Source organism: Sphingomonas sp. BK580 (genome assembly GCF_014194975.1).
In the GTDB taxonomy this organism is placed as follows: domain Bacteria; phylum Pseudomonadota; class Alphaproteobacteria; order Sphingomonadales; family Sphingomonadaceae; genus Sphingomonas.
Genome location: NZ_JACIAY010000008.1, coordinates 54978 through 80065 on the forward strand (window position 1 = coordinate 54978; position 25088 = coordinate 80065).

The 25088-nt window shown below is 70.8% G+C and carries 25 protein-coding genes and 1 tRNA gene; 17 read left to right on the forward strand and 9 right to left on the reverse strand.

Annotated features, from left to right (window positions below):
• Positions 1-3: 3 nt before the first annotated feature.
• From FHY05_RS14605 to FHY05_RS14630, 6 genes are all read left to right on the forward strand, one after another.
• A complete protein-coding gene (locus tag FHY05_RS14605) occupies positions 4-2427 on the forward strand; it encodes a glycogen/starch/alpha-glucan phosphorylase (RefSeq protein ID WP_183945192.1) in 2424 nt (807 codons plus the stop codon).
• Positions 2424-4589 carry a 1,4-alpha-glucan branching protein GlgB gene (gene glgB, locus FHY05_RS14610; RefSeq protein WP_183945193.1) on the forward strand — a complete coding sequence of 722 codons (2166 nt, stop codon included), beginning with the start codon at positions 2424-2426 and terminating at the stop codon, positions 4587-4589. The genes FHY05_RS14605 and glgB overlap by 4 nt, the downstream gene beginning before the upstream one ends.
• Positions 4590-4847: 258 nt before the next feature.
• On the forward strand, positions 4848-6107 hold the full coding sequence (gene glgC / locus FHY05_RS14615) for a glucose-1-phosphate adenylyltransferase (protein WP_183945194.1): 1260 nt from the start codon (positions 4848-4850) through the stop codon (positions 6105-6107).
• Between the two features lies 1 nt (position 6108).
• Positions 6109-7662 (forward strand): glycogen synthase GlgA, encoded by a 1554-nt coding sequence (gene glgA / locus FHY05_RS14620; protein WP_183945195.1) that lies wholly within the window; start codon positions 6109-6111, stop codon positions 7660-7662.
• Positions 7659-9278, forward strand: a complete 1620-nt coding sequence (locus FHY05_RS14625; protein WP_183945196.1) for an alpha-D-glucose phosphate-specific phosphoglucomutase — start codon at positions 7659-7661, stop codon at positions 9276-9278. Before glgA ends, FHY05_RS14625 begins: the two co-directional genes overlap by 4 nt.
• Positions 9275-11029, forward strand: coding sequence for a glycogen debranching enzyme (locus FHY05_RS14630; RefSeq protein ID WP_311732489.1), 1755 nt, complete (start codon positions 9275-9277; stop codon positions 11027-11029). Before FHY05_RS14625 ends, FHY05_RS14630 begins: the two co-directional genes overlap by 4 nt.
• On the opposite strand, the gene FHY05_RS14635 is transcribed toward FHY05_RS14630, so the two are convergent.
• Together FHY05_RS14635 and FHY05_RS14640 are read right to left on the reverse strand one after the other, a co-directional pair.
• Positions 11019-11345 (reverse strand): PilZ domain-containing protein, encoded by a 327-nt coding sequence (locus FHY05_RS14635; protein ID WP_183945197.1) that lies wholly within the window; start codon positions 11343-11345, stop codon positions 11019-11021. The genes FHY05_RS14630 and FHY05_RS14635 overlap by 11 nt on opposite strands.
• Before the next feature lie 336 nt (positions 11346-11681).
• Positions 11682-11755 (reverse strand) — tRNA-Gly (locus FHY05_RS14640).
• A gap of 129 nt (positions 11756-11884) precedes the next feature.
• On the opposite strand from FHY05_RS14640, the gene FHY05_RS14645 reads away from it, so the two are divergent.
• Positions 11885-12190, forward strand: a complete 306-nt coding sequence (locus FHY05_RS14645; RefSeq protein WP_183945198.1) for a chorismate mutase — start codon at positions 11885-11887, stop codon at positions 12188-12190.
• A gap of 4 nt (positions 12191-12194) precedes the next feature.
• Here FHY05_RS14645 and FHY05_RS14650 read toward each other — a convergent pair whose 3' ends face one another.
• Positions 12195-12956 carry a murein L,D-transpeptidase catalytic domain family protein gene (locus tag FHY05_RS14650; protein ID WP_260181585.1) on the reverse strand — a complete coding sequence of 254 codons (762 nt, stop codon included), beginning with the start codon at positions 12954-12956 and terminating at the stop codon, positions 12195-12197.
• A 220-nt stretch (positions 12957-13176) separates the two neighbouring features.
• Between FHY05_RS14650 and FHY05_RS14655 the strand changes: the two genes are divergently transcribed.
• A complete protein-coding gene (locus tag FHY05_RS14655) occupies positions 13177-13734 on the forward strand; it encodes a L,D-transpeptidase family protein (RefSeq protein WP_311732490.1) in 558 nt (185 codons plus the stop codon).
• A gap of 345 nt (positions 13735-14079) precedes the next feature.
• Here FHY05_RS14655 and FHY05_RS14660 read toward each other — a convergent pair whose 3' ends face one another.
• Positions 14080-14829: an energy transducer TonB gene (locus FHY05_RS14660; protein ID WP_183945200.1), complete on the reverse strand. Its 750-nt coding sequence runs from the start codon at positions 14827-14829 to the stop codon at positions 14080-14082.
• Between the two features lie 189 nt (positions 14830-15018).
• Positions 15019-15909: a MipA/OmpV family protein gene (locus FHY05_RS14665; protein ID WP_183945201.1), complete on the reverse strand. Its 891-nt coding sequence runs from the start codon at positions 15907-15909 to the stop codon at positions 15019-15021.
• 128 nt (positions 15910-16037) lie between these two features.
• Between FHY05_RS14665 and nagZ the strand changes: the two genes are divergently transcribed.
• From nagZ to tatC, 6 genes are all read left to right on the forward strand, one after another.
• Positions 16038-17036 (forward strand): beta-N-acetylhexosaminidase, encoded by a 999-nt coding sequence (nagZ, locus tag FHY05_RS14670; protein WP_183945202.1) that lies wholly within the window; start codon positions 16038-16040, stop codon positions 17034-17036.
• A 262-nt stretch (positions 17037-17298) separates the two neighbouring features.
• Positions 17299-18033: a ScpA family protein gene (locus tag FHY05_RS14675; protein WP_311732491.1), complete on the forward strand. Its 735-nt coding sequence runs from the start codon at positions 17299-17301 to the stop codon at positions 18031-18033.
• Positions 18030-18599 (forward strand): SMC-Scp complex subunit ScpB, encoded by a 570-nt coding sequence (scpB, locus tag FHY05_RS14680; RefSeq protein WP_183945204.1) that lies wholly within the window; start codon positions 18030-18032, stop codon positions 18597-18599. Before FHY05_RS14675 ends, scpB begins: the two co-directional genes overlap by 4 nt.
• 26 nt (positions 18600-18625) lie before the next feature.
• Positions 18626-18865, forward strand: a complete 240-nt coding sequence (locus tag FHY05_RS14685; RefSeq protein ID WP_132910323.1) for a twin-arginine translocase TatA/TatE family subunit — start codon at positions 18626-18628, stop codon at positions 18863-18865.
• 26 nt (positions 18866-18891) lie between these two features.
• Positions 18892-19326, forward strand: coding sequence for a Sec-independent protein translocase protein TatB (gene tatB / locus FHY05_RS14690; protein ID WP_183945205.1), 435 nt, complete (start codon positions 18892-18894; stop codon positions 19324-19326).
• Entirely contained in the window at positions 19323-20102 is a 780-nt protein-coding gene (gene tatC / locus FHY05_RS14695) for a twin-arginine translocase subunit TatC (RefSeq protein WP_183945206.1), read from the forward strand. Before tatB ends, tatC begins: the two co-directional genes overlap by 4 nt.
• Positions 20103-20235: 133 nt before the next feature.
• Here the strand turns inward: tatC and FHY05_RS14700 are convergent, their stop codons facing one another.
• The 3 genes from FHY05_RS14700 to FHY05_RS22565 all read right to left on the reverse strand — a co-directional run bounded on the left by FHY05_RS14700 (position 20236) and on the right by FHY05_RS22565 (position 22419).
• Positions 20236-20370 carry an entericidin A/B family lipoprotein gene (locus tag FHY05_RS14700; RefSeq protein ID WP_183945207.1) on the reverse strand — a complete coding sequence of 45 codons (135 nt, stop codon included), beginning with the start codon at positions 20368-20370 and terminating at the stop codon, positions 20236-20238.
• 274 nt (positions 20371-20644) lie between these two features.
• A complete protein-coding gene (locus FHY05_RS14705) occupies positions 20645-22255 on the reverse strand; it encodes a sensor histidine kinase (RefSeq protein WP_183945208.1) in 1611 nt (536 codons plus the stop codon).
• Positions 22256-22260: 5 nt separating this feature from the next.
• On the reverse strand, positions 22261-22419 hold the full coding sequence (locus tag FHY05_RS22565) for a NepR family anti-sigma factor (RefSeq protein WP_260181586.1): 159 nt from the start codon (positions 22417-22419) through the stop codon (positions 22261-22263).
• Positions 22420-22677: 258 nt separating this feature from the next.
• Here FHY05_RS22565 and FHY05_RS14715 point away from each other — a divergent pair, with 258 nt between their 5' ends.
• The 3 genes from FHY05_RS14715 (at position 22678) to FHY05_RS14725 (ending at position 24644) form a co-directional block, all read left to right on the forward strand.
• Positions 22678-23472 (forward strand): response regulator, encoded by a 795-nt coding sequence (locus FHY05_RS14715; protein WP_183945209.1) that lies wholly within the window; start codon positions 22678-22680, stop codon positions 23470-23472.
• A 274-nt stretch (positions 23473-23746) separates the two neighbouring features.
• Entirely contained in the window at positions 23747-23884 is a 138-nt protein-coding gene (locus tag FHY05_RS14720; RefSeq protein ID WP_183945210.1) for a hypothetical protein, read from the forward strand.
• Between the two features lie 112 nt (positions 23885-23996).
• The gene (locus FHY05_RS14725; protein WP_183945211.1) at positions 23997-24644 is read left to right on the forward strand and encodes a sigma-70 family RNA polymerase sigma factor; all 648 of its coding nucleotides are present in this window, start codon (positions 23997-23999) and stop codon (positions 24642-24644) included.
• Positions 24645-24886: 242 nt separating this feature from the next.
• Here the strand turns inward: FHY05_RS14725 and FHY05_RS14730 are convergent, their stop codons facing one another.
• A complete protein-coding gene (locus FHY05_RS14730) occupies positions 24887-25063 on the reverse strand; it encodes a hypothetical protein (protein WP_183945212.1) in 177 nt (58 codons plus the stop codon).
• Positions 25064-25088: the final 25 nt, after the last annotated feature.

Consider the following 25088-nt stretch of genomic DNA (forward strand, 5'->3'; position numbering starts at 1 on the left):
CACTTGACCGCGACCACCGACGTCAGCGAGCGCGGGCCGCTCGCGCTCGCCATCATCGACACGCTCGTCCATCGCATCGGCAAGGACGAGCGCGCCGCGCGTCCGCACGACTGGCTCGAGGCGACGATCCTCACGCTGCGCAACGAGATCATCGAGCGCTGGATGGCCTCCACCAAGGAGGCGCACGCCGCGGGCGCCAAGCGGGTCTATTATCTCAGCCTAGAGTTCCTGATCGGCCGGCTGCTGCGCGACACGCTCGCCAACCTGCGCCACCGCGACGAGGTGGGGGAGGCGCTGCGCCAGCTGGGCGTCGACCTCGCCGCGATCGAGGAGCTGGAGCCCGACGCCGCGCTCGGCAACGGCGGCCTCGGCCGGCTCGCGGCCTGCTTCATGGAGAGCCTCGCGACCCTCGACCTGCCCGCCTACGGTTACGGCATCCGCTACGTGAACGGCATGTTCCGCCAGCGCATCGACGACGGCTGGCAGGTCGAGCTGCCCGAGACCTGGCTGGCGCACGGCAATCCCTGGGAGTTCGAGCGGCGCGAGAGCGCCTATTTCGTCGGCTTCGGCGGCGAGGTGACCGGCGACGAGGCCGGGCGGGTCCACTGGCAGCCCGGCGAGGCGGTCGAGGCGGTCGCGGTCGACACGCCCGTGGTCGGCTGGCGCGGCAGGCGCGTCAACACGCTCCGGCTGTGGACCGCGCGCAGCCTCGACCCGTTCAAGCTCGACGCCTTCAACCGCGGCGACTTCGAGGGCGCGATGGCGGACCAGCTCCGCGCCGAGAGCCTGGTGCGCGTGCTCTACCCCAACGACTCCACCGCGGCGGGGCAGGAGCTGCGGCTGCGCCAGGAATATTTCTTCTCCTCGGCGTCGATCCAGGACATCGTCCGCCGCCACATCCAGTACTTCGGTGACATCCGCACGCTGCCCGATCGCGCCGCGATCCAGCTCAACGACACCCATCCCGCGGTGGCGGTGGCCGAGCTGATGCGGCTGCTGGTCGATCACCACGAGCTCGACATGGACGCGGCCTGGGCGATCACCCGCGCCACCTTCGGCTACACCAACCACACTTTGCTGCCCGAGGCGCTGGAGAGCTGGCCACTGCCGCTGTTCGAGCGGTTGCTGCCGCGTCACATGCAGTTGGTCTACGCGATCAACGCCAAGCTGCTGCGCGAGGCGCGCGCGGCCGAGGGGATCGACGACCGCGCCATCGCCGCGATCAGCCTGATCGACGAGGGCGGCGAGCGCCGCGTGCGCATGGCCAACCTCGCCTTCGCCGGCGCGCACAGCGTCAACGGCGTGGCGGCGCTCCACACGCAGCTCATGAAGTCGACCGTCTTCGCCGACCTCCACCGCCTCTACCCCGACCGGATCAACAACAAGACCAACGGCATCACGCCGCGGCGCTGGCTGCAGGGCTGCAACCCCGCGCTGACGTCGCTGATCGCGGAGGCGATCGGGCCCGATTTCACCGACGACGCGCAGAAGCTGCCCGCGCTCGCCTCCTTCGCCGAGGACGCGGGCTTCCGCGAGAAGTTCGCCGCGGTGAAGCGCGCCAACAAGGTCGCGCTGGCCGAGCACGTCCGCGACACCGTCGGCCTGCGGCTCGACCCCGACGCGATCTTCGACGTCCAGATCAAGCGCATCCACGAGTATAAGCGTCAGCTGCTCAACCTGGTCGAGACGGTGGCGCTGTACGACCAGATCCGCAGCCATCCCGAGCGCGACTGGACCCCGCGCGTCAAGCTGTTCGCTGGCAAGGCGGCGTCGAGCTACGTCAACGCCAAGCTGATCATCAAGCTGGCCAATGACGTGGCGCGGCGGATCAACGGCGATCCCAGCATCGGCGGGCTGCTCAAGGTGGCGTTCCTGCCGAACTACAACGTCAGCCTCGCCGAACGGATGGTGCCCGCCGCGGATCTGTCGGAGCAGATCTCGACCGCGGGGATGGAGGCCTCGGGCACGGGCAACATGAAGTTCGCGCTCAACGGCGCGCTGACGATCGGCACGCTCGACGGCGCCAACATCGAGATCCGCGACCATGTCGGCGCCGACAATATCGTGATCTTCGGGATGACCGCGGAGGAGGTCGCGGCCAAGCGCGCCGGCGGGTACGCGCCGCGCGCGATGATCGAAAATTCGGCGGAGCTGGCGCAGGCGGTGAACGCGATCGCCTCTGGCGTGTTTTCCCCGGATGACCCGAACCGCTACCGCGATCTCATGAACGGCCTGTACGACCACGACTGGTTCATGGTCGCGGCCGACTTCGACGCCTATGCCGCCGCGCAGCGCGAGGTCGACCGCCGCTGGGGCGATCGCGACGGCTGGCAGCGCAGCGCGATCCGCAACACCGCCAACATGGGCTGGTTCTCGTCCGACCGCACGATCGGCGAGTATGCGCGCGAGATCTGGGGCGTGCTGTGAGACCGCCGGCGGCAGCGATCGACGCGCTGCTCGACGGCACCAGCGCCGATCCCTTCGCGTTGCTCGGCGCGCATGCCGGGCCGGGTGGCACGTTCGCGCGCGCCTGGATCCCGGGCGCGGAGAGCGCCGAGCCGCACACGCTCGCGGGGGCGCCGCTCGGCACGATCGAGCGCGTCGACGACCGCGGGCTGTTCGAGGGCGTGATCGCGGGCGATCCCCAGCCGCTGCGCTATCGCGCGCGCGGCGGCGGGGCGGAATGGTGGGTGACCGACCCGTACAGCTTCGGCCCCGTGCTCGGCCCGGTCGACGACCTGCTGATGAACGAGGGGACGCACTTCCGCCTCTACGACAAGCTCGGCGCGCACCTGCTCCACCACGAGGGTGCCGACGGCGTGCATTTCGCGGTCTGGGCGCCCAACGCGCGGCGCGTCGCGGTGGTGGGGGACTTCAACGACTGGGACGCGCGACGCCACGGCATGCGGTTGCGCGCCGACACCGGCGTGTGGGAGATCTTCCTCCCCGACATCGGCGCCGGCCGCGCCTACAAATATGCGATCACCGGCCCCGACGGCGTGAAGCAGCCGCTCAAGGCCGACCCGTACGCCTTCGCCGCCGAACTGCGCCCCAAGACCGCTTCGCTCACCACCGCGCCGCCGACGCACGAGTGGGGTGACGCGGCGCACCGCGACGCCTGGGCCTCGATCGATCCGCGTCGCGTGCCGATCAGCATCTACGAGGTCCACGCCGGCAGCTGGGACCGCGACGAGAACGGCTGGTATCTCAGCTGGGACCAGCTCGCCGAGCGGCTGATCCCCTATGCCGTGGCGATGGGCTTCACGCACATCGAGTTCATGCCGATCTCGGAACATCCCTATGATCCGAGCTGGGGCTATCAGACCACCGGCCTGTTCGCGCCGAGCGCGCGCTTCGGCGACCACGAGGGGTTCGCGCGCTTCGTCGACGGCGCGCACCGCGCCGGGCTGGGCGTGCTGCTCGACTGGGTGCCGGCGCACTTCCCGACCGACGCGCACGGGCTCGCGCACTTCGACGGCACCGCTTTGTACGAGCACCAGGACCCGCGGCTGGGCTACCACCCCGACTGGAACACCGCGATCTACAATTTCGGGCGGCGCGAGGTGTCCGCCTTCCTCGTCAACAACGCTCTGTTCTGGGCCGAGCGCTACCATGTCGACGGGCTGCGCGTGGATGCGGTGGCGTCGATGCTGTACCGCGACTATTCGCGCAAGGCCGGCGAGTGGATCCCCAACACCGAGGGCGGGCGCGAGAACTGGGAAGCGGTGAACTTCCTGCGCGCCACCAACAAGGCGGTCTACGCGCGCCACCCCGGCGTGATCACCGTGGCGGAGGAATCGACCAGCTGGCCCGGTGTCACCACGCCCGCCTATGACGAGGGCGCGGCCAGCGCGCTCGGCTTCGGCTTCAAGTGGAACATGGGCTGGATGCACGACACGCTCCAGTACATGGCGCGCGACCCGATCCACCGCCGCCACCACCACCACAACATCACTTTCGGGCTGGTCTACGCCTTCAGCGAGAATTTCGTCCTGCCGATCAGCCACGACGAGGTGGTGCACGGCAAGGGTTCGATGCTCACCAAGATGGCCGGCGACGACTGGCAGAAGTTTGCCAATCTGCGCGCCTATTACGCGATGATGTGGGGCTATCCCGGCAAGAAGCTGCTGTTCATGGGGCAGGAGTTCGCGCAGCGCCAGGAGTGGAGCGAGGAGCGCGCGCTCGACTGGGCGCTGACCAACTCGTCCGCGCACGACGGGGTGCGCAAGCTCGTGCGCGATCTCAACAAGGTCTACCGCGAGCGGCGGGCGTTGCACGCGCGCGACTGCGAGGTGGAGGGCTTCGAGTGGCTCATCGGCGATGACGCGGAGAACTCGGTCTTCGCCTGGCTGCGGCGCGCGCCGGGTGCGCCGCCCGTGGCGGTGATCGTGAACATGACCCCGGTGGCGCGGATGCCCTATCGCGTGCCGCTGCCGCTCGAGGGGCGCTGGCGCGAGCTGATCAACTCGGACGCGCAGGAATATTGGGGATCGGGTCTCGGCAATCTCGGTGGCGTCGTCGCGGCGGCGGGTTTCGCTGATGTGACCCTGCCGCCGCTGGCGACCGTGATGCTGGAGTTCGAAGGGTGAGCCGCGGTCAGAAGAGCCGCGTGAGCACCGCGATGATCATGGCCCAGGCCAGGATCGAGGGAATAATGGCCGTCATCAACCCGCGGATCAGACCGTCGGGCGAACGATACGGATATGCGCGATCCATTGCAGATCCTCTCTTATCATTGTCGTTCCTTGATACGCCATCACTGACTGAGCAACGCGGAATCTGCTCGAGCGTTCCGAACCTAACCGGCGGATGCGCGGCAGTAAAGACGATACAGAGAGGAGTCTGACGTGGACGAACGCAGAGGTCAGCCGCTGGCGCGCGACGCGATGGCCTATGTTCTGGCCGGCGGCCGTGGCAGCCGGCTCAAGGAACTTACCGATACGCGAGCGAAACCAGCCGTCTATTTCGGCGGCAAGAGCCGGATCATCGATTTCGCGCTCTCCAACGCGATCAATTCGGGTATCCGGCGGATCGGTGTTGCAACGCAATACAAGGCGCACTCGCTGATCCGCCACCTGCAGCGCGGCTGGAACTTCCTGCGCCCCGAGCGCAACGAGAGCTTCGACATCCTGCCCGCCTCGCAGCGCATCAGCGAGTTCCAATGGTATGAGGGCACCGCCGACGCGGTCTACCAGAACATCGACATCATCCAGGACATCGCGCCCGAGTTCATGGTGATCCTGGCGGGCGATCACATCTACAAGATGGACTATGAGATCATGCTGCGGCAGCACTGCGACAGCGGTGCCGACGTGACCGTGGCGTGCCTCGAGGTGCCGCGGCATGAGGCCAGCGCGTTCGGCGTGATGCACGTCGACGAGCAGGATCGTATCATCGACTTCGTCGAGAAGCCGGCCGACCCGCCCTCGATCCCCGGCCAGCCCGACCTGGCGCTCGCCAGCCTGGGCATCTACGTCTTCCACACGCGGCTGCTGATCGACCAGCTGCGCCGCGACGCCGCGACGGAAGGGTCGGCGCGCGACTTCGGCAAGGACATCATCCCGTACCTGGTGAAGAACGGGAACGCCTACGCGCACCGCTTCTCGGCCAGCTGCGTCCGCTCGCCCGAGGAGCCCGCCGCCTATTGGCGCGACGTCGGTACGGTGGACGCCTATTGGGAAGCGAGCATCGACCTCACCGACGTGGTGCCGCAGCTCGACCTGTACGATCGCGAGTGGCCGCTGTGGACGTACTCGGAGCTCACCCCGCCCGCCAAGTTCGTCCACGACATCGAGGGCCGGCGCGGCCAGGCGGTGTCGAGCCTGATCGCGGGCGACACGATCATCTCGGGCTCGAACGTGCATCGCAGCCTGGTGTCGACCGGGGTGCGCGCGCACAGCTTCTCGTCGCTCGACGAGGCGGTGGTGCTGCCCTACTGCCACATCGGCCGAGGTGCGAGGCTCAGCAAGGTCGTGCTCGACCGCGGCGTGATCATCCCCGACGGGCTGATCGTCGGCGAGGACCCAGAGGCGGACGCGCAGCGCTTCCGCCGCACCGACAAGGGCGTCTGCCTGATCACCCAGCCGATGATCGATCGCCTCGGCTGAGATGGCGCTCTCGGTCCTCTCGGTCGCGTCCGAGGCCTATCCGCTGGTGAAGACCGGGGGGCTGGGCGACGTGGTCGGCGCGCTGCCCGCCGCGCTCGCGCCGCACGGCGTCGAGGTCACCACCTTCCTGCCGGGCTACCCGCGCGTCCTCGCCGCGCTGGAGGCGGGTGCCGTCAAGCCTATTGGTGCTCCGGCGAACGCCGGAGCCCAGGGCCACGAGGGTGACGTGCGCGGCCCTGGGCTCCTGCGTGCGCGGGAGCACGCGGCATCGCGCGTACCGCTGCACCGCTGGCCCGATCTGCTCGGCGCGCCGGCGCAGCTGCTCGCGGGCGAGATCGCGGGGCATCGCCTGCTCGTGCTCGACGCGCCCGGCTATTTCGCGCGCGAGGGCGGCCCGTACGGCGACCCGGCCGGGCGCGACTGGGACGACAATTGGCGCCGCTTCGCCGCCTTCGCGCGGGCCGCGGCGGACGTGGCCGGCGGCGCGGTCGCGGGCGAGCGCTTCGACGTGCTCCACGCGCACGACTGGCAGTCGGGGCTGGCGCCGGCCTATCTCCGCTTCGCCCCGCCGGCGCCGGACGCGCCGCGCACGGTGATGACGATCCACAACATCGCCTTCCAGGGCCGCTACGACGCCGGCATCTTCGCCTCGCTGGCGCTGCCCGCGCACGCCTTCGCGGTCGACGGCGTCGAATATTACGGCGGGGTCGGCTATCTGAAGGCGGGGCTCGAGTCCGCCGACGCGATCACGACGGTGAGCCCGACCTACGCGCGCGAGATCCTCTCGCCCGACTTCGGCATGGGGCTGGAGGGGCTGATCCGCACGCGCCAGCGGCGCGTCAGCGGGATCGTCAACGGCATCGACACCGCCGTATGGTCGCCGTCCGCCGACACCTCGCTGCCGGCGCGCTACGACGCCGCGACACTGGCGCGTCGCGCCACCAACAAGCGGGCGGTAGAGCAGGCTTTCGACCTCGACCCCGGCGACGGCCCGATCTTCTGCGTCGTCAGCCGGCTGACGTGGCAGAAGGGGATGGACGTGCTCGCCGACGCCATCCCCGCCTTGGTCGAGCGCGGCGCGCGGCTGGCGCTGCTCGGCTCGGGCGACGCCTGGCTCGAACAGGCCTTCCGCGACGCCGCGGAGCGCTTCCTCGGCCAGATCGGCGTGCGGCTCGGCTACGACGAGGCGCTGTCGCACCTGCTCCAGGCGGGCAGCGACGCGATCCTGATCCCGTCGCGGTTTGAGCCGTGCGGGCTGACCCAGCTCTACGGGCTCGCCTACGGCTGCGTCCCCGTGGTGGCGCGCACCGGCGGGCTCGCCGACACCGTGATCCACGCCAATGCCGCCGCGCTGGCCGCGGGGGTTGCCACGGGTATTCAGTTCGATACCGTCACCTATGAGTTACTGGTGGGCGCGATCGCACTGGCGACCGACCTCTACGCCGATGCCGAGCGCTGGGAGCAGATGCAGCGCGCCGGCATGGCGGCCGATTTCTCATGGGCGACGAGCGGTCGCCGTTACGCGTCATTGTACAGGGAGCTGCTCGCCGCATGATCGTCACCACCGCCACCACGCCGTTCGACGACCAGAAGCCCGGCACCTCGGGGCTGCGCAAGAAGGTGCGCGTGTTCGAGCAGCCCAACTACGCCGAGAACTTCATCCAGTCGGTGTTCGACGTGGTCGAGGGCAAGCAGGGCGCCACGCTCGTGATCGGCGGCGACGGCCGCTATCTCAACCGGGTCGTGATCCAGAAGGCGATCCGCATGGCCGCGGCCGCCGGCTTCGCCCGCGTGGTGGTGGGGCAGGGCGGCATCCTCTCGACCCCCGCCGCGTCGAACGTGATCCGCCAGCGCGGCGCGCTCGGCGGGCTGGTGCTGTCGGCGAGCCACAATCCCGGCGGCCCCGACGAGGACTTCGGGATCAAGTACAATGTCGCGAACGGCGGCCCCGCGCCCGAGAAGGTGACCGAGGCGATCCACGCGCGCACGCTGTCGCTGAGCGAGTGGCACGCCGCCGACAGCGGCGACGTCGACCTCGACACGCTCGGCGAGGTGACGGTGGAGGGCATGACGGTCGAGGTGATCGATCCCGTCGCCGATTACGCCGCGCTGATGGGGCGCCTGTTCGACTTCGCCGCGATCCGCGCCGCCGGGCTGACCGTGGCGTTCGACGCGATGAGCGCGGTGACCGGGCCCTACGCGACCGAGATCCTCGAGCGCCGGCTCGGCTTCGCGCCGGGCACGGTGCGCAACGGCACGCCGCTGGAGGATTTCGGCGGGCATCATCCCGACCCCAACCTCGTCCACGCGCGTGAGCTGTACGAGCTGATGATGTCGGCCGACGCCCCCGATTTCGGCGCGGCCTCGGACGGCGACGGCGACCGCAACCTGATCATCGGGCGCGACCGCTTCGTCACGCCCTCGGACAGCCTCGCGATGCTCGCGGCCAATGCGCATCTCGCGCCGGGGTACAAGAGCGGGCTCAAGGGCATCGCGCGCTCGATGCCGACCAGCGCCGCGGCCGACCGCGTCGCCGAGAAGCTCGGCATCCCGGCGTATGAGACGCCGACCGGCTGGAAGTTCTTCGGCAACCTGCTCGACGCGGGTATGGCGACGATCTGCGGCGAGGAGAGCGCGGGTACCGGCAGCGACCACGTCCGCGAGAAGGACGGCCTGTGGGCGGTGCTGCTGTGGCTCAACATCCTGGCGGCGACGGGCAAGAGCGTCGACCAGGTCGCGCGCGAGCACTGGGCCACCTACGGCCGCAACTATTACGCGCGCCACGACTATGAGGGCGTCGACAGCGCCGCCGCGGACACGCTGATGCGCGAGCTGCGCGGCAGGCTGGCGACGCTGCCGGGAACGAGCGTCGCCGGGCTGACGATCGCCGAGGCCGACGACTTCGCCTATGAGGACCCGACCGACGGTTCGGTCAGCCGCAACCAGGGCGTGCGCGTGCTGTTCGAGGGCGGCAGCCGCGTCGTCTTCCGGCTCTCGGGCACGGGCACCAGCGGCGCGACGCTGCGCGTCTACCTCGAGCGCTACGAGCCCGCGGACGGCGATCTCGACGCCGAGACCGGCGCCATGCTCGCCGACATCGTCGCCGCGGCCGAGGAGCTCGCCGCGATCCGCCAGCACACCGGCCGCGAGCGCCCCGACGTCGTGACGTGACCGCGGTCATCGAGGCGGGCGGCGTCACCTTCGCGGTGCGCGCGCCCGCCGCGGCGGCGCTGTGGCTGTGCCTGTTCGACGGCGAGGTGGAGAACCGCGTCGCGATGGCGCGCGACGGCGATGGCTGGCGCGTCCATGTCGGCGGCGTGGGCGAGGGCGCGCGCTACGGCTTCCGCGCCGAGGGCGACGCGCCGTTCGACGTCGCCAAGCTGCTCGTCGATCCGCACGCGACCGAGCTCGACCGACCCTTCGCTTATGACCCGCGGCTGGCCGAGCGGTTCGCCGACACCGCCGCACTGGTGCCGAAGGCGATCGTGCGCGCGCCGCTGCCGCCGCTCGACCTGCCCCCGCTCCTGCGCGCGGGCGGGCTGATCTACGAGGTCAACGTCCGCGGCTTCACCATGCTGCACCCCGCGGTACCCGTAGCGCAGCGCGGCACCGTCGCCGCGCTGGCGCACCCCGCGGTGATCGCGCACCTGCGCAAGATCGGGGTCGACGCGGTCGAGCTGATGCCGATCACCGCCTGGATCGACGAGCGTCACCTGCCGCCGCTCGGGCTGCGCAACGCCTGGGGCTACAACCCGGCGGTGCCGATGGCGCTCGACCCGCGGCTGGTGCCCGGCGGCGTGCGCGAGCTGCGCGAGACCGTCGCGGCGCTGCGCGCGGCGGGGATCGGCACGATCCTCGACCTCGTCTTCAACCATACCGGCGAGAGCGACAGGCTCGGCCCGACGCTGTCGCTGCGCGGGCTCGACGACACTGCCTACGCGCGCGCGCCGGATGGCACGCTGATCAACGACACGGGCACGGGCAACACGCTCGACTTCTCGCGGGGCTGGGTGCGCGCGCTGGTGCGCGACTCGCTGCGCCACTTCGTCGCGCAGGCGGGCGTCGACGGCTTCCGCTTCGACCTCGCCACGGTGATGGCGCGCGGTCCCGGCTTCGCCGCCGACGCGCCGATCTTCGCGGAGATCGCCGCCGACCCGCTGCTGCGCGACCGCGTGATGATCGCCGAGCCGTGGGACACCGGGCCCGGCGGCTACCAGCTCGGCGCCTTCCCGGAGGGCTGGTGGGAGTGGAACGACCGCTACCGCGACGACGTGCGCCGCTTCTGGCGCGGCGACGGCGGCGCGGGCGCGCTCGCGACTCGGCTGGCGGGATCGAGCGACGTGTTCGGCGCCGAGCGGACGCGCGGGGTGAGCTTCGTCGCCGCGCATGACGGCTTCACGCTCGCCGACCTCGTCACTTATGCCGAGCGCCACAACCACGCCAACGGTGAGGACAATCGCGACGGGCACGGCGGCGAGATCGCGTGGAACAACGGTGTCGAGGGCGCCACCGACGATGAAGCGGTGACGGCCCGCCGCGGTGCCGACGCGCGCGCGCTGCTGGCCACGCTGTTCGCCACGCGCGGCACCATCATGCTCTGCGCCGGGGACGAGTTCGGCCGCACCCAGGGCGGCAACAACAACGCCTACGCGCAGGACAATGCCACCACCTGGCTCGACTGGGCGGCACGCGACGTCGCACGGGAGGACTTCGTCGCCGCGCTGGCGGCCGCTCGCCGCGCCGTGCCGGCGCTGCGTGACCCGGCACTCCGCCACGACGCGCGCTGGTACCGGCTGGATGGCATGCCGATGCGCGCTCCCGACTGGGGCGAGGCGGACGGCTTCGAGCTGCGGCTGCCCGAACTCACCGTCCGCGTCGATCGAGCGGCGCGGCAGGTAGAGGTGCGCGCGCTCAGCCGCTGATCGCGACCGGGGCGGCGTTGCTGCTCGCCTCGACGACGCGGCGCAGCTCGTGTGAGTTGAGCGTCTTCATGAACTCGCAGCCGAACACGTCGCCGTCGTGCCACGCGACGCGGGCGTGATGCTCGCTGCCCCCCGGCAGCGAGAATTTCAGCAAGGTACCGACCGCGAGCGGCAGCGAGATGCGCGCACGCAGCCCGTTGGCCGAGACGTCGAGGATCGTCACCGAGATCGCGACGCGCGCCATGGCGCGGCACTCGGTGGTGAAGCGCGGTTCGCGCCGGTGATCGATACTAGGCTGCGAGGCCACGCGGAACATCCCCCCTTGGTGTCAGCGCGGACGATAACATGCGCTGGTTAACGATCGGTAAGGCGGGATGAATGCGGCGGAAGGATTGACGTGGGCGATCTGACCGCCCGGCCGAGGTCGGTCGCGTCGGCTGCGCGAGCGCGCTCCGCGGCGCGGTCGCTGGTCTCGTCGTGGCCAGGCACCACCGACCATCGCGACGCCGAGCAGCGCCACCGCTCGGGCCGACGGGTCGGCAGGTTGTGGTCGGACGGGGCGACGAGCCATCATCGCAGCGGACAGCGGGTGAGCGTCGCGCCTTGCCACTGTCGTGCCGGCGAGCGCAGGGAGCAAGATGCCGTGATGGCATGGAGCGGGTGAAGGGAATCGAACCCTCGTCGTAAGCTTGGGAAGCTTCTGCTCTACCATTGAGCTACACCCGCGTCCCGGCGCGCCGGAAGGCCCAGCGCGCCTAACCGATTCGCGGCGCGCGGGCAAGCGCCATCCCCGCCGCCGCCGCACGAGCCTCGCCGCGCTGGACAGCGCCGCCGCACGCGGGCAGGCAGCGTGGCATGACCGAGATTCTCGCGGGACCCGATTGCCACACCATGACGGAGGTGCGCGCCGGCGTCGACTCACTCGACCGCGAGCTGGTCGCGCTGCTGCGACGGCGGTTCGACTACATGGACGCCGCCGCGCGCATCAAGGCGGAGCGCGGCCACGTTCGCGACGAGGCGCGCAAGGCGCAGGTGATCGCGCGGGCGCGCGCGGCGGCCGAGGCGCAGGGATTGCCCGGCGACGCGATCGCGGCGCTGTGGGAACAGCTCGTCGAGGCGTCGATCGCCTATGAACTGGCGGCGTTCGACCGGCGCGGCTGACGCCTCACACCTTGGCGGCGTAGATCATCCGGCCCGGCCCGAGCCGCTCGAACACCTCGGCCAGCTCGCTCTCGCCCACGGCGAAACAGCCCTGGCTGCGCCCCAGCATGCCGCGCTGGCGGATCATCTCCGGGTTGGCGTACCAGGCGGCGTGGACCACGATGGCGCGCGACAGCGCGTTGTCGTTGGTGCGGTCGAGACCGATCAGCCGCTGCGACTTGCCGTGCTTGCCGACATAATAATCGGCCGCGAGGAAGGCGCCCTCGCACGAGGCATTCGAGCCGTCGGTGTTCGAGAAGCGCTGCAGATACCCCGTGTGCGTCGGATCGGAGCCGCTGCCATGCGCGACCAGCTTGGAGACGGTGCGCCCGCTCTCCAGGTTGATCAGGTGGAAACGCGGCTCGCTCGAGCCGGCGCTGAAGTCCGCCACCGCGATGCGGTCGCGCTGCGCGACGCGGTCGCCGTGACGCTCCAGCGCGGCCATCGCGCGCTGCAGCAGCCGCGGGTTCACCCCGGGCGCCGAGATCGCGACCGGCCGCGCCGGCGCGGCCATCACCGGGCGCGGCGCGGGGGCATGCGGCGTCTGGAAGAAATCGTGCGGCACCAGGCTCTCCGGGGTGCCGCGCGCGCGATCGCGCATCCCGGCCGACACCGCGCCCGGGATCATCAGAGCACCCGCGAACAGTCCGCCGGTCTTCAACAAAGCACGGCGCGAATGCACCCGGTCGTGCGTGTCCATCATCACTTCGGTTAATCCCCGCTCCATTGGCTGGGATATAGCATGGACCTGGTTAACGATCGTCAACGTTTGCGGCACGTCGTGCGCTCGTTCCGATCACTTGCCGTGAAAGCGCAACGCTTCGTCGCTGGCACCAAAAAGCGGATGGCGCGTTTGTTGCAGCGAACGGCCGTGGCGTGGGTGCACGAGCGGCCAAGATACGACCGTGATGGAGGCCTTGATGCGGCGATTCGCTGCTCGTGGAGTCGTGCGTTCCGTAGCGTCGGTCGTCGGCGCGATCACGCTGGCCACCGCCCTTGTGCCGGCGGCGCAGGCGGAGGCGATGGACGACCTGGCGATCACCGAGGCGGCCGCGACGATGCCGCCGGGACGCTTCCTCTGGGCCGACGATCCTGCCGCGTCGGGGCCGGTGAGCGTGCTGATCTCGCTGCCTGACCAGCGCGCCTATGTGTTCCGCGGGAGCAAGATGATCGCCGCCTCGTCGGTGTCGACCGGCTCGGACGAGAAGCCGACGCCGCTCGGCCGCTTCACCATCCTCGAGAAGAAGGCGATGCACCGCTCCAACCTCTACGACGACGCGCCGATGCCGTACATGCAGCGGCTGACCTGGGACGGGGTGGCGCTGCATGCCGGACGGAACCCGGGCTTCCCCGCGTCACACGGCTGCGTGCGGCTGCCTGCCGCGTTCGCGAAGAAGCTGTTCGCCGCGACCGCGCTGGGCGCCACGGTGGAGGTGACCGACGAGGCTTATGTGGCGGGCGCGATGATGGAGCCGGCTGGCGGGCGCGAGATGGCGCGACGGTAGCGGTGGCGGGGCGACGAGCGGGTCGCCGATGTGCTCACCCGGCGGCGCGGACGATGGTCGGTCAGCGGCGCGGCCGCCCTCCAGCATCGGGTTAGCGCGCCCGCGGTACCGTGGCGCGACGAGGATCCGACGCTGACTGCTCAGCGCCACCGCGTCACCGCGCCTTGGCGGGAACAACGGCACCGATCGCGCTGGCCGCCGGCCGCCGCGGGTCGCTCGCGCGAGGACGCGCCGCAGGTGCGGGCAGGACGCCGCGATCTTATAAGGATGCCGCTCGTGCTGGCGCACGAGATTTCTCCGATCGGACACCTCTTCGCGTCGTCCCGTGAAGGATGACGCTCGAACTCAGCGCCGCGCCGCGTCCGCCTCGATCACCCACTCGTGGTTCTCCAATATCCACGCCGGCACCGGCCGGCCGCCCGCATCGCGCGAGGGATCGTAGCGGAAACGGCGCTGGATCAGTCGGCAGGTCGTCGAGTCGAGCGACGGGCTGCCGCTCGAGCGCATCACCTCGCAGTCGCGCACGCGCCCGTCGGTCCACACCAGGAACTTGACCGTGACGGTGCCCTGGAAGCCCGCCTCGCCGACCTCGGGCGGATAGTCGGCGTCGGTCAGCCGGCCGCGCTTCCACACCGGGGCGCGATCACCGCCGCCGCCACCACCATCACCGTCGCCCCATCCGCCGCTGCCGGTACCGTCGCCCGCGCCGCCCGCGCCGGTGCCGGGGCCGACCCGCTCGGTCGCGCCCTGGGTCGGCGCGCTGCCGGCGAACGGCTTGAGCGCGACGGTGATCGGCGGGGGCGGTACCGGCACGACCACGATCGGACGCGGCGCCGCCACCTGGGTCGCCTGGCTGCGGATGTTGGGTGGCGCGGCGCGGCCGGAGCGGCGCGGGCTCGTCGCGCGCTGCGGGGCCACTCTGGTCTCGGGGCGGGGCGGCGGCGGCGTGGGCTGGAACAGGGCAAGCCCCTGGTCGACCCGCTCGCGCACCGCGCCGCCGGCGAGCCCGACCAGCAGCGCCCAGCCGAGCAGCGCCGTCAGCGCCGCCGAGGCGAGCGCCGCACCGTACCGATCCTGCCGAGCCGCCGCGTACATGCGGGCTATATAAGGAGCGCGCGATGAATTGCGCGTGAGCGGGCGGGGACGCGCGATGATCGTGGCGGCGCCGCGCGACGCCGCTCGGCGCGCCGCCCTCTACTCCGCTGGCGCGGGGCAGGGCGGGTGGAGAGGTCGCGTCGGATCGCGACGGCCGCTCGCGCCCGACCTACCTGGCCGGCGCCGGCATCACCGCCGGATCGAGAAGGTGTAGGTCAGCGCGAGCCCCGCCGAGAGCTGGTCCTGCGAGTTGACCCGCCGGATCACCGGCGAGCGCGCCGCGTCGTCGATCAACCGCTGATACACCGCCTGCGCCTGCACGCCCCAGCGCGGCGTCAGCGCGTAGATCACGCGGCTGGTCGCGCCGAGCGACTGGATCCCGCCGCCCGGCGAGTAGGCCGCCAGCCCGGTCCGCGCCGCCGCCTCGGGCGAGACGCCGAACCAGGCGCGCTGGTAACGCGAGTCGGTCACCACCACGCGCGGGCCGAGCGAGACGAGCCAGGCGTCGCGGTCGCGGCGGACATAGTCGACGCCGAGCTGGCTGATCCAGCCCTCGTGCCCGCCCAGGCCCTTGCGCACCTCGCCGTGCCAGCGCCAGCGGTCGTCGGTCCAGGTCTGCGCGTAGCCGCCCAGCTCCACCGTGCGGCCGACCGCCGGCAGGCCGGGAACGATGTCGTCGGTGCGGCGCCGCCCCTGCAACTCCACCGTCGGGCCGAACTCGGTGCGGCCGCGTCGGATCAGCGCGATCGTGGTGCCGTCGTCGGGCGCGCCATAGCCGAACGGCGCGTCGCCGCGCGCGCGCGCGACGCTGATCATGGGGGTGAGCCGCAGCGCGTCGTTGCCGGGGAAGCCGGGCACCAGCTGCGGCCCGAGCCCGACGCGCACGCGCAGCGGCTCGCGGCGCTTCTCCTGCCCCGGCTCGGTCGGGATCAGCGGCTGGTCGGCGAGTACGTCGGGGGCGGCCTGCTTGGGCCCGGCACCGTCCGGCGGGCCGGCGGGCTGCTGCGCCATCGCGGACGGTGCCGCGGCGGCGACGACGGGGGCGGCGGCGATGAGCACGGCCAGAATGCGGTACGACATGCGACTCCCCTCAGCGCCGCGGTTGACCCGGATCAACGCGCGATCGATGCGCCGGCTCCGACGCACGTCGCGCCGGCCTATCATAGAGGATTTCCCACGTCCGCCCCCGCGTTCTACAAGCCGAGCGCATGAAGCCCGTCATCTTCGGCCTGTCCGGCCTCGAGCTCAGCGCGTCCGAGCGCGACTTCTTCCGCGCCGCGCGCCCCGCGGGATATATCCTGTTCAAGCGCAACGTCGCGGACCGCGCGCAGCTGCGCGCGCTGACCGACTCGCTGCGTGCGCTCGAGGGGCGCGACGTGCCGATCCTCGTCGACCAGGAGGGCGGGCGCGTGGCGCGGCTCGGGCCGCCCGAGTGGCCCGCTTTCCCGGCCGGTCCCGCGTTCGACCGGCTGTACGATCTCGCTCCCGTCTCCGCGATCGAGGCGGCGCGCGCCAACGCGCACGCGCTGGGGCTGATGCTCGCCGAGGTGGGGATCACGGTGGACTGTCACCCGATCCTCGACGTCGCGCGCGCCGACACGACCGAGGCGATCGCGTCGCGCGCCTTCGGGGGCGAGCCGATGCGGGTGGCCGCGCTCGGCCGCGCCACGCTGGAGGGACTGGCCGCGGGCGGCGTCGTCGGCGTGGTCAAGCACATGCCGGGGCACGGCCGCGCGCTGCTCGACACGCACTACCATCTGCCGACCGTCACCGCGTCGGCGGAGGAACTGGAGGAGGACCTCGCCCCCTTCCGCGCGCTGGCGCACGCGCCGATGGGGATGACGAGCCACATCGTCTTCCAGGCATGGGATCGCGAGCGCCCGGCGACGCTGTCGCCGGTGGTGATCGAGCAGGTCATCCGGGGGGCGATCGGCTTCGACGGGCTGCTGATGACCGACGACATCGACATGAAGGCGCTGTCGGGCACCGCGGGCGAGAAGGCCGCGGGCGCGATCGCGGCGGGATGCGACCTGGTGCTCGACTGCTGGGCGCGCATGCCCGAGATGGAGGAGATCGTCGCGCGGCTCGACGACATTGCGCCGGCGTCGCTGGCGCGGCTGGAGCGCGCGATGGCGACGCTGACCCCGCCGGCGGGCGACCTGGCGGCGCTGCTGGACACGCGCGACCGGTTGCTGGCGCTGGTGTAGGGGCCGGGTACGGGTAGGCCACCGAAACAAGCCTGTTCCCCGGCGGAAGCCGGGGTCCAGTTGGGAACGCCGTCGTGACGCTCACCAGCGTCCCCCAACTGGGCCCCGGCTTTCGCCGGGGAACAGGAATGTGTGGGGGAAGGGCAGCGCCAACGCTCCGGCTCCGCCCCAACGCCTCCCTCTAGCCCCGCCCCGAGTCACGTGCCACGGTATGTCGCATGTGCCGCGTCAGCACCTTGCCCTCTCGTCCCGGTGCCACCCGGTGAGCGACGCGCCCGAGCAGCTGACGCTCGATCTCGAGGGCTGGGAAGGTCCGCTCGACCTGCTGCTGTCGCTCGCGCGTGCGCAGAAGGTCGACCTGCGCGAGATCTCGATCCTCGCGCTCGTCGAGCAATATCTCCGCTACGTCGAGCGCGCGCGCGTGCTCCAGCTCGAGCTCGCCGCCGACTATCTCGTGATGGCGGCGTGGCTGGCCTATCTCAAATCGGCGCTGCTGCTGCCGCGCGACCCCGAGGTGGAGCCCGACCCGGACGAGCTGGCACTGCGGCTGCAGCTTCGGCTCGAGCGGCTCGACGCGATGCGCGACGCCGGCGCGCGGCTGATGGCGCGCGACCGGCTGGGGCGCGACGTGTTCCGCCGCGCCGCCCCCGAGGGTCTGCGCACCGTCCGCAAGGCGCAGTGGACCGCCGACCTCTACGAGCTGATGACCGCCTATGGCCGAGTCTCGGCGCGCTCGCGCCCGGTGATGCACGTCGTCCACGATCGCGAGGTGATGACGCTGGAGGCGGCGATCGCGCGCGTCGCGGCGCTGGTCGGCAGCGCGATCGACTGGCGCGCGATCGAGGCCTTCCTGCCCGAGCAGGCCAGTGTCGCGCTGCGCCGCTCGGCGCTGGCGTCGAGCTTCCTCGCCGCGCTGGAGCTGGCGCGTCAGGGGCGGGTGGAGCTGCGTCAGGCGGCACCGTTCGCGCCGCTCTACCTGCGGCGGCCGGCGGCGTGAGCGCCGCGATCGATCGCGCGGTGGAGGCGGTGCTGTTCGCCAGCGCCGAGCCGCTCTCGGTCGACTCGCTGCGGGCCTATGTCGGTGACGGCGACGTCCGCGCCGCGCTCGCCGCCGTCGCCGAGCGCTACCGCGGCGGCGGCGTCGAGCTGGTCGAGCGCGGCGGGCGCTGGCATTTCCAGACCGCGCCCGATCTCGCCCACCTGCTGCGGCGCGACCGCGAGGAGGTGCGCCGGCTCAGCCGAGCCGGGATCGAGACGCTCGCGATCATCGCCTATCACGAGCCGGTCAGCCGCGCCGAGATCGAGGCGATCCGCGGCGTCCAGGTCGCCAAGGGAACGCTCGACGTGCTGATGGAGGCGGGCTGGGTGCGCCCCGCCGGGCGGCGCGAGGTGCCGGGGCGCCCGCTCACCTACGCGACCACCCCCGAGTTCCTGTCCCATTTCGGGCTGGCGAGCCGGCGCGACCTGCCGGGGCTGGACGATCTGCGCGCCGCCGGGCTGCTCGACCCGGTCGATCTCGCCTTCGAGCAACTCGCGGTAGAAAAAGACGCCGACGACGACTAGATGACACGCAATTAGGAGATTCCGTGATGGGCAGCTTCAGTCTTCCGCATATCCTCATCCTCGCGATCGTGGCGGTCCTGCTGCTCGGTGGCGGGCGCTTCTCGAACCTGATGGGCGACGTCGCCAAGGGCGTGAAGAACTTCAAGAAGGGCATGGCCGAGGAGGACGCCGAGGATCGCGCGCCCAAGCCGCGCATCGAGGCGCAGTCGAGCGCCGAGCCCGCGTTCGATCGCGACGCCGACCGAGTCCGCGAGGAGCGGCGCTGATCCCTCGCACCCGGCCGGCACGCTGAATGTTCAACATCGATTCGTCCGAGTTCCTGCTGGTCGCGCTGGTCGCGCTGGTGGTGATCGGCCCCAAGGACCTGCCCAAGGCGATGCGGGTGGTCGGCTATTGGGTCGGCCGCGCGCGCGCGGTCGGGCGCCAGTTCCGCGCCGGCTTCGACGAGATGGTGCGCGAGGCCGAGCTGGAGGAGATGGAGAAGAAGTGGAAGGCGGAGAACGAGCGGATCATGCGTGAGCACCCGATGATCCCGCCGCCCCCGCCCGAGCCGGCATCGGGTGAGCACACGCCCGCGCAGATCGAGCACTCACCCACTGATGCCTCGCTGACGTCGCCGCACGATCATCCGCACGAGGATCACCCGCCGGTGATGGTGGAGCAGCCGCGCGTCGTCCCGGGGGCGCCGCACGAGATCCCGGCGGCCGACACCAAGGCACCGTCGTGAGCGAGGTCGTCGACGAGCTGGAGGATAGCCGCGCGCCGCTGCTCGACCATCTGCTCGAGCTGCGCCGTCGCCTGCTGTACTGCATCGCCGCGGTCGTCCTGTCGTTCGGCGTGTGCTGGTATTTCGCCGAGGACATCTTCGCCTTCCTCGTCCAGCCGCTGCTCAGCGCGGGGCAGAAGACGCTGATCTACACGCAGCTGTTCGAGGCCTTCTTCGTCCAGGTGAAGGTGGCGTTCTTCGCCGCCATGATGATCTCCTTCCCGGTGATCGCGATGCAGCTGTGGCAGTTCGTCGCGCCCGGCCTGTACCGCAAGGAGAAGCGCGCGCTGCTGCCGTTCCTGCTGGCCACGCCGGTGCTCTTCCTGCTCGGCGCGTCGATGGCCTATTATGTCGCCATCCCGATGGCGCTGCACTTCCTGCTCGGCTTCTCCGGCACGGTCGGTGGCGTGCACCAGCAGGCGCTGCCGGCGATGGGCTATTATCTCAGCTTCGTCATGCAGTTCCTGTTCGGCTTCGGCGCCGCCTTCCTGCTGCCGGTGCTGCTGATGCTGTTGGAGCGCGCCGGGATCGTCACCCGCAAGCAGCTGATCGGCGCGCGGCGCTACGCGATCGTCGGCGCCTTCGCCATCGCCGCGGTGCTGACGCCGCCCGACGTCGGGTCGCAGCTGCTGCTCGCGATCCCGCTGGTGATCCTCTACGAGCTGGCGATCGTCGGTATCTGGTTCACCGAGCGCAAACGCGCGCGCGAGACGGCGGCCGCGCTCGAGGCGGAGTAGGGGGATGGCGATCGATCCTCCCGTGTAGCAGGAGGATCTGTGCGGGCGCTCCACGCCACGCCACGCCGCCCCATAGCAAAAGGCGGGCCGCGTCGCCGCGACCCGCCTCCCGTGCGACCCCGAAGGGATCCCGTTACTTCGACTTGTCCGCCGCGGTGCTCACCGCGTCGCCCGCGGACGACACGTCCTTGCCGACGCCGCCGACCGTGTTGCACGCCGCCACCAGCATCGCGCCGGCCAGTACCGCGACCGTCATCACCTTACGCATCGAACCGCCTCCTAGAAGATCAAGGCAACAATGCGCGGCACGCCTGATCGTTCCGCCGCTGCAATAGCTTGCGGGGCGGGATCAGCGATGTCGGTGAGATGATAAAGGCCCGGAAGCGTCACCGGGGGGGGGGAGGGGTGGACGCTTCCGGGCCTATGTCGCGGACAGCGAGAGCGGGGGGGCATAAGGTCGCTGTCCGGCTTGCTGAACGGGCCTCCCCACGATCGGTTCCGCTGCGACGGCATTATTTTCCAAAGCGATCGACGGCGCGGACTCACTCGCTCCCGGTCACGGCCACGGCGATCTCATAGGCGCCCGAGAGCGGATCGTGCTGCAGCGACGAGCGCAGCTGGCGGGTCAGCCCCTCGATCACGCGGCCGTAGCGATGCCCCAGTCCGTCGCGCAGGAGGTCACTGTCGACCAGCGCGCGCGATGACAGCCGCAACAAGGCCTTCTCCGCCGTCCCCGCGACCGGCTTGAGCGAGATGCGCAGCTGTGCCTCGGGGGCGCAGGTCATCGCCAGCTCGACCAACTCGGTGACGAGGAAGGCGACCGCGACCGCGACGTCCTGCGTCACGTAGAAGGGGTCGATGTCGAGCACGATGCCGATCCGTGTCCCCTCGGGCGCGGTGGCGCGGATGCTTGAGGCCAGCTCGCCCAGCACCGAGCGCAGCCCCACGCCGCGATTCTCCTCCATCTCGGCGAAATGGTAGCGGTGGACCACGGCGAGCGCGTCGACGCGGCGCTGAATCGAGGCATAGGCCTGGGTCGCCTCCGCGCTGCGCGCGCCGCGCGCGTGGAAGTTGATCAGGCTCGAGATCACCTGGAGGTTGTTCTTGACGCGGTGGTGAACCTCGCGCGTCAGCTTGGTCTGGCGCACCAACCCCTCGGCGAGGCCGGCCTCGTGCAAGGCGACGGTGCGGCTGAGCGCGCGGAACGTGTCGCCGAGGTCGCGGATCTCCTGCGCGGGCAGCGCCCGCAGCATCGCCGGGTCGGGCTGGTCGCCGGGAGAATAAGCGGCGATGCTGCCGCGCAGCGCGCGTAGCGGCCCGATCAGCAGGCGGTCGACCACGAACCAGCTGATCGCCGCGGCGAGGAACCACATCAGCAGCGGCAGCGCCAGCGCGATCAGCAGCGGCGAGCTGATCGGCGCGCTGCGCACCTGCATCTCCAGCGCCAGCCCGGCGATGGCGAGATCGTTGCGCGCGGCCTCTCGGCGCTCGAACGCGCTCTCGCGCGCCAGCGGGTCGAGCTCCAACCGCTGGTTGCCGAGGGTGAGGGTGGAGCCGTAATCGAGCGCGAAGCCGCTCGGGCGGCTGAGCTGCTGGAGAAAGGCGGCGGGGAAGAAGGCGGCCGCGCTCACGCCGTTGCTACGACCGGCGATCCGCAGCATCAGCCCGCGCCGGCCGCCAGCGGCGCCGTCGACGAGACGCGCGCTGACGACCGCGGAGTCGGACTGGCGGGCGAAGGCGGCGGCGCCGGGGAAGGGCTCGCCGCAGATCGGGCGCCCGCTGCGATCGAGGATGACGAAACTGGTGCCCGCCGCCGACTGTTGCGCGAACACGCCCTGCGCGCGCGCGCAGCTGGGCGCGTCGCCGCGGTCGGCGGTGAGCGCGTCGACCGCCACCCGGAGCGCGGTCATGTCACCGACCAGTTCGATCGCGATCGCGCGGCTCGACTCGGCCGCGGCGACGCGCAGGTGCGAGCGCAGTTCGGTGTCGGCGATCTGAGTGACCCGCAAGGTCGCGAAGATCGCGATCAGCGCCAACGGCAGCAGTGCGATGCTGAGGATCAGGAACAGCTTGGCGCCGGTCGGCCAGTGGCCGACGAACTCCTCCCGTCCCGCGGGCGGGCGCGGGACGTCAGCGGCCGGAGACGCCGCCACCTCGGTCAGTCAAGCTTGCCGAGCAGGGAAAGCAGATCGTCCGGCACGGCTTCCTCGACGGTCTTCTGATAGACGGAGCGCAACGCCGAACCCATGTCCCGATTCTTCGAGTGCGCGACGGTGCCCTTCTTCGGCTTTTCCGGCGCTTTCTTGTCCGACGTCAACGCTTACCCCCCAAGACAACCCGGCCCCAGCGACCGCTGGGCGGGTCGAGCGGAACACGATGGAACATCCATATGCTGCTGGCACGGTTGGCCGCGCTCGGCGGATGAAACCAAATAGCCTCTCGATGGTTCCCCCGCCGTGCGACGAAAATCGCCGGCCGGGGGGAACTTATTGCCACGGTTGCGCCACGTCCACGATCGGTTTCACGACGCACGGCGGCGCGCCCGCGCCACGCCGTGAGGGAGGGCTTTCTACACATGTCGCTCGGACAACAACTCGCGCCGCATCTTCCGTTCCTGCGCCGCTACGGCCGCGCGCTGACCGGGAGCCAGGCGCAGGGCGACCGCTACGTCCGCGCGACGCTGGAGGCGATCGTCGCGGCACCCGATCAGTTCCCGCGCGACGTCGACCCGCGGCTCGGTCTCTACCGCACGTTTCAGGCGATCTGGAACTCGGCCAATTTCGACGAGGTCGAGAGCGCCGAGCCGGCCGAGGAGCAGGAGGCGGTGGCGCGCGCGCGGCTGTCGCGCATGACGCCGCTGTCGCGCCAGGCGCTGCTGCTCACCGCGATGGAAGGCTTCACGCCGGAGGACGCGGCCTATCTGATCGAGGTCGAGCCGTCCGAGGTCGACTCGCTCGTCGCCGAGGCGCTCGCCGAGATCGAGAAGCAGACGCGCGCGCGAGTCCTGATCATCGAGGACGAGCCGATCATCGCGATGGACATCGAGTCGATCGTGCGCGACCTCGGCCATGAGGTCACCGGCGTGGCGGTGACTCGTGACGAGGCGGTGGCGCTGGCGATGGAGGATCGCCCCGGCCTGGTGTTGGCGGACATCCAGCTCGCCGACGACAGCTCGGGCATCGACGCGGTGAAGGACATCCTCGCCGAGTTCAACGTGCCGGTGATCTTCATCACTGCCTTCCCCGAGCGGCTGCTCACCGGCGAGCGGCCGGAACCGACCTTCCTGATCACCAAGCCGTTCCAGCGCTCGACGGTGAAGGCGGCGATCAGCCAGGCGCTGTTCTTCGACGAGACGACCGTCCCGGCGTGAGGGTGCGCGCGGCGGGGCGCGTGTAGACGCGTCCTCCGCCGCGCTCGCGGGCCACGCGCTGGTGCCCGTGACGTCATCGTGTATCGGGCGCCACCGCCGCATCACCCGTCCGGCGCCACACCTTGGGAACGAATGGCGGTGTTGACGGTGCGGAGGCGGGTCGGCGGCCGCGTCGAGAGGCACCGCCGCCATCCCCTCCGCAGAAACCCTATCGCTCCCCGTGACTTGTTCCCGTCCTTACGGACCCAAAACGGTCGAGGCGCGTTGCAGCCCCATGGCAGACGACAACGATCGAGTTCATCTCGAGACCGACGAGGCACGCGCCGGCAGCACGCCCGGTATGACTCGCTACATCCTCGCGGCGTCGCTGGTGCTGATCGTCGTCGCCTTCGCCGCTATCCTGCTGTCCTGACGCGATGCTGGAACAAGTGGTGCGTGACGGGCTGGCCAACCGGCCGGCCGATACCTATCTTCCAGCATCGGACGAGCGCCAAGATGGCGCCGCGCCAGCACGACGGAGCGGCATGACCCAATCACCCTCGCACGCGGACGAGGCGTCGGCCCCGGCGCCGACGGAATATGTCGCGCTGTCGGATCCCGAGTTCAAGAAACAGCTCGCGCTCGTGATCCCGCACCTGCGCGCGTTCGGGCGCTCGCTCTCGGGCAATCGCGACCTCGCCGACGATCTCGTGCAAGAGACGCTGCTCAAGGCCTGGGCGGCGCGCAAGCGCTTCCAGGCCGGCACCAACATGCGCGCCTGGACCTTCATCATCCTGCGCAACCTGTTCCTCAGCCAGATGCGCCGCGCGCGCTTCAAGGGCGAGTGGGACGATCTGGTCGCCGACCGCGTGCTCGCCGCGCCCGCCAGCCAGGACAAGCACGTCGAGCTCGCCGACATGCAGCGCGCGCTGATGCACCTGCCGCAGCCGCAGCGCGAGGCGCTGATCCTCGTCGGTGCGGGCGGCTTCGCCTATGAGGAAGCCGCCGAGATCTGCGGCGTGGCGGTGGGCACGATCAAGAGCCGCGTCGCGCGCGGGCGAGTCGCGCTCGAGGCGCTGATGACCGACGGCGCGCTGTCGTCGCGCCGCGACCATGAGGTGAGCGGCGACCGTACGACGCTCGACTCGATCATGAACGAGGTCGACGAGCTGAGCCGCGATCGCGACGCCTGAGGGAAAGGTTCGGCTATCCGCTTCTGACGTCCTCCTGAACGTGTGTCAGGATCTGTCGAGTTGCGTGCCGCTGCCACCGGCCATCCGGGCAGGTCTCGCTCCGGTAGGTGCGACGCTCCGATTGAAAAGGTCGGCGTAAGCTTCGACCCACCTCCCGACGGCGCTCACGGGGGACGCGGATCCGAGCTGTCGTTCATGATGACGTCGTCGGTCAGGCAACGTGTCGCCGCCTGACCGCAGGCTTAGTGCCCGCTGCTACCCAGCTTCGACAGCAGACACGCCATGTCGCTCGGCAGCGCCTTGTCGCGTCGATAGGCCGCGCGCAGCGATCCCGCGAGCATGTCACCCACCTGCGGCGCGCGCACGACGTAGTCGCCGCTCTTGCCGCCGCCGGACGAGGAAGGGTGATCAGCTACCATATTGCGGCAACGTGCGACCTCGGCT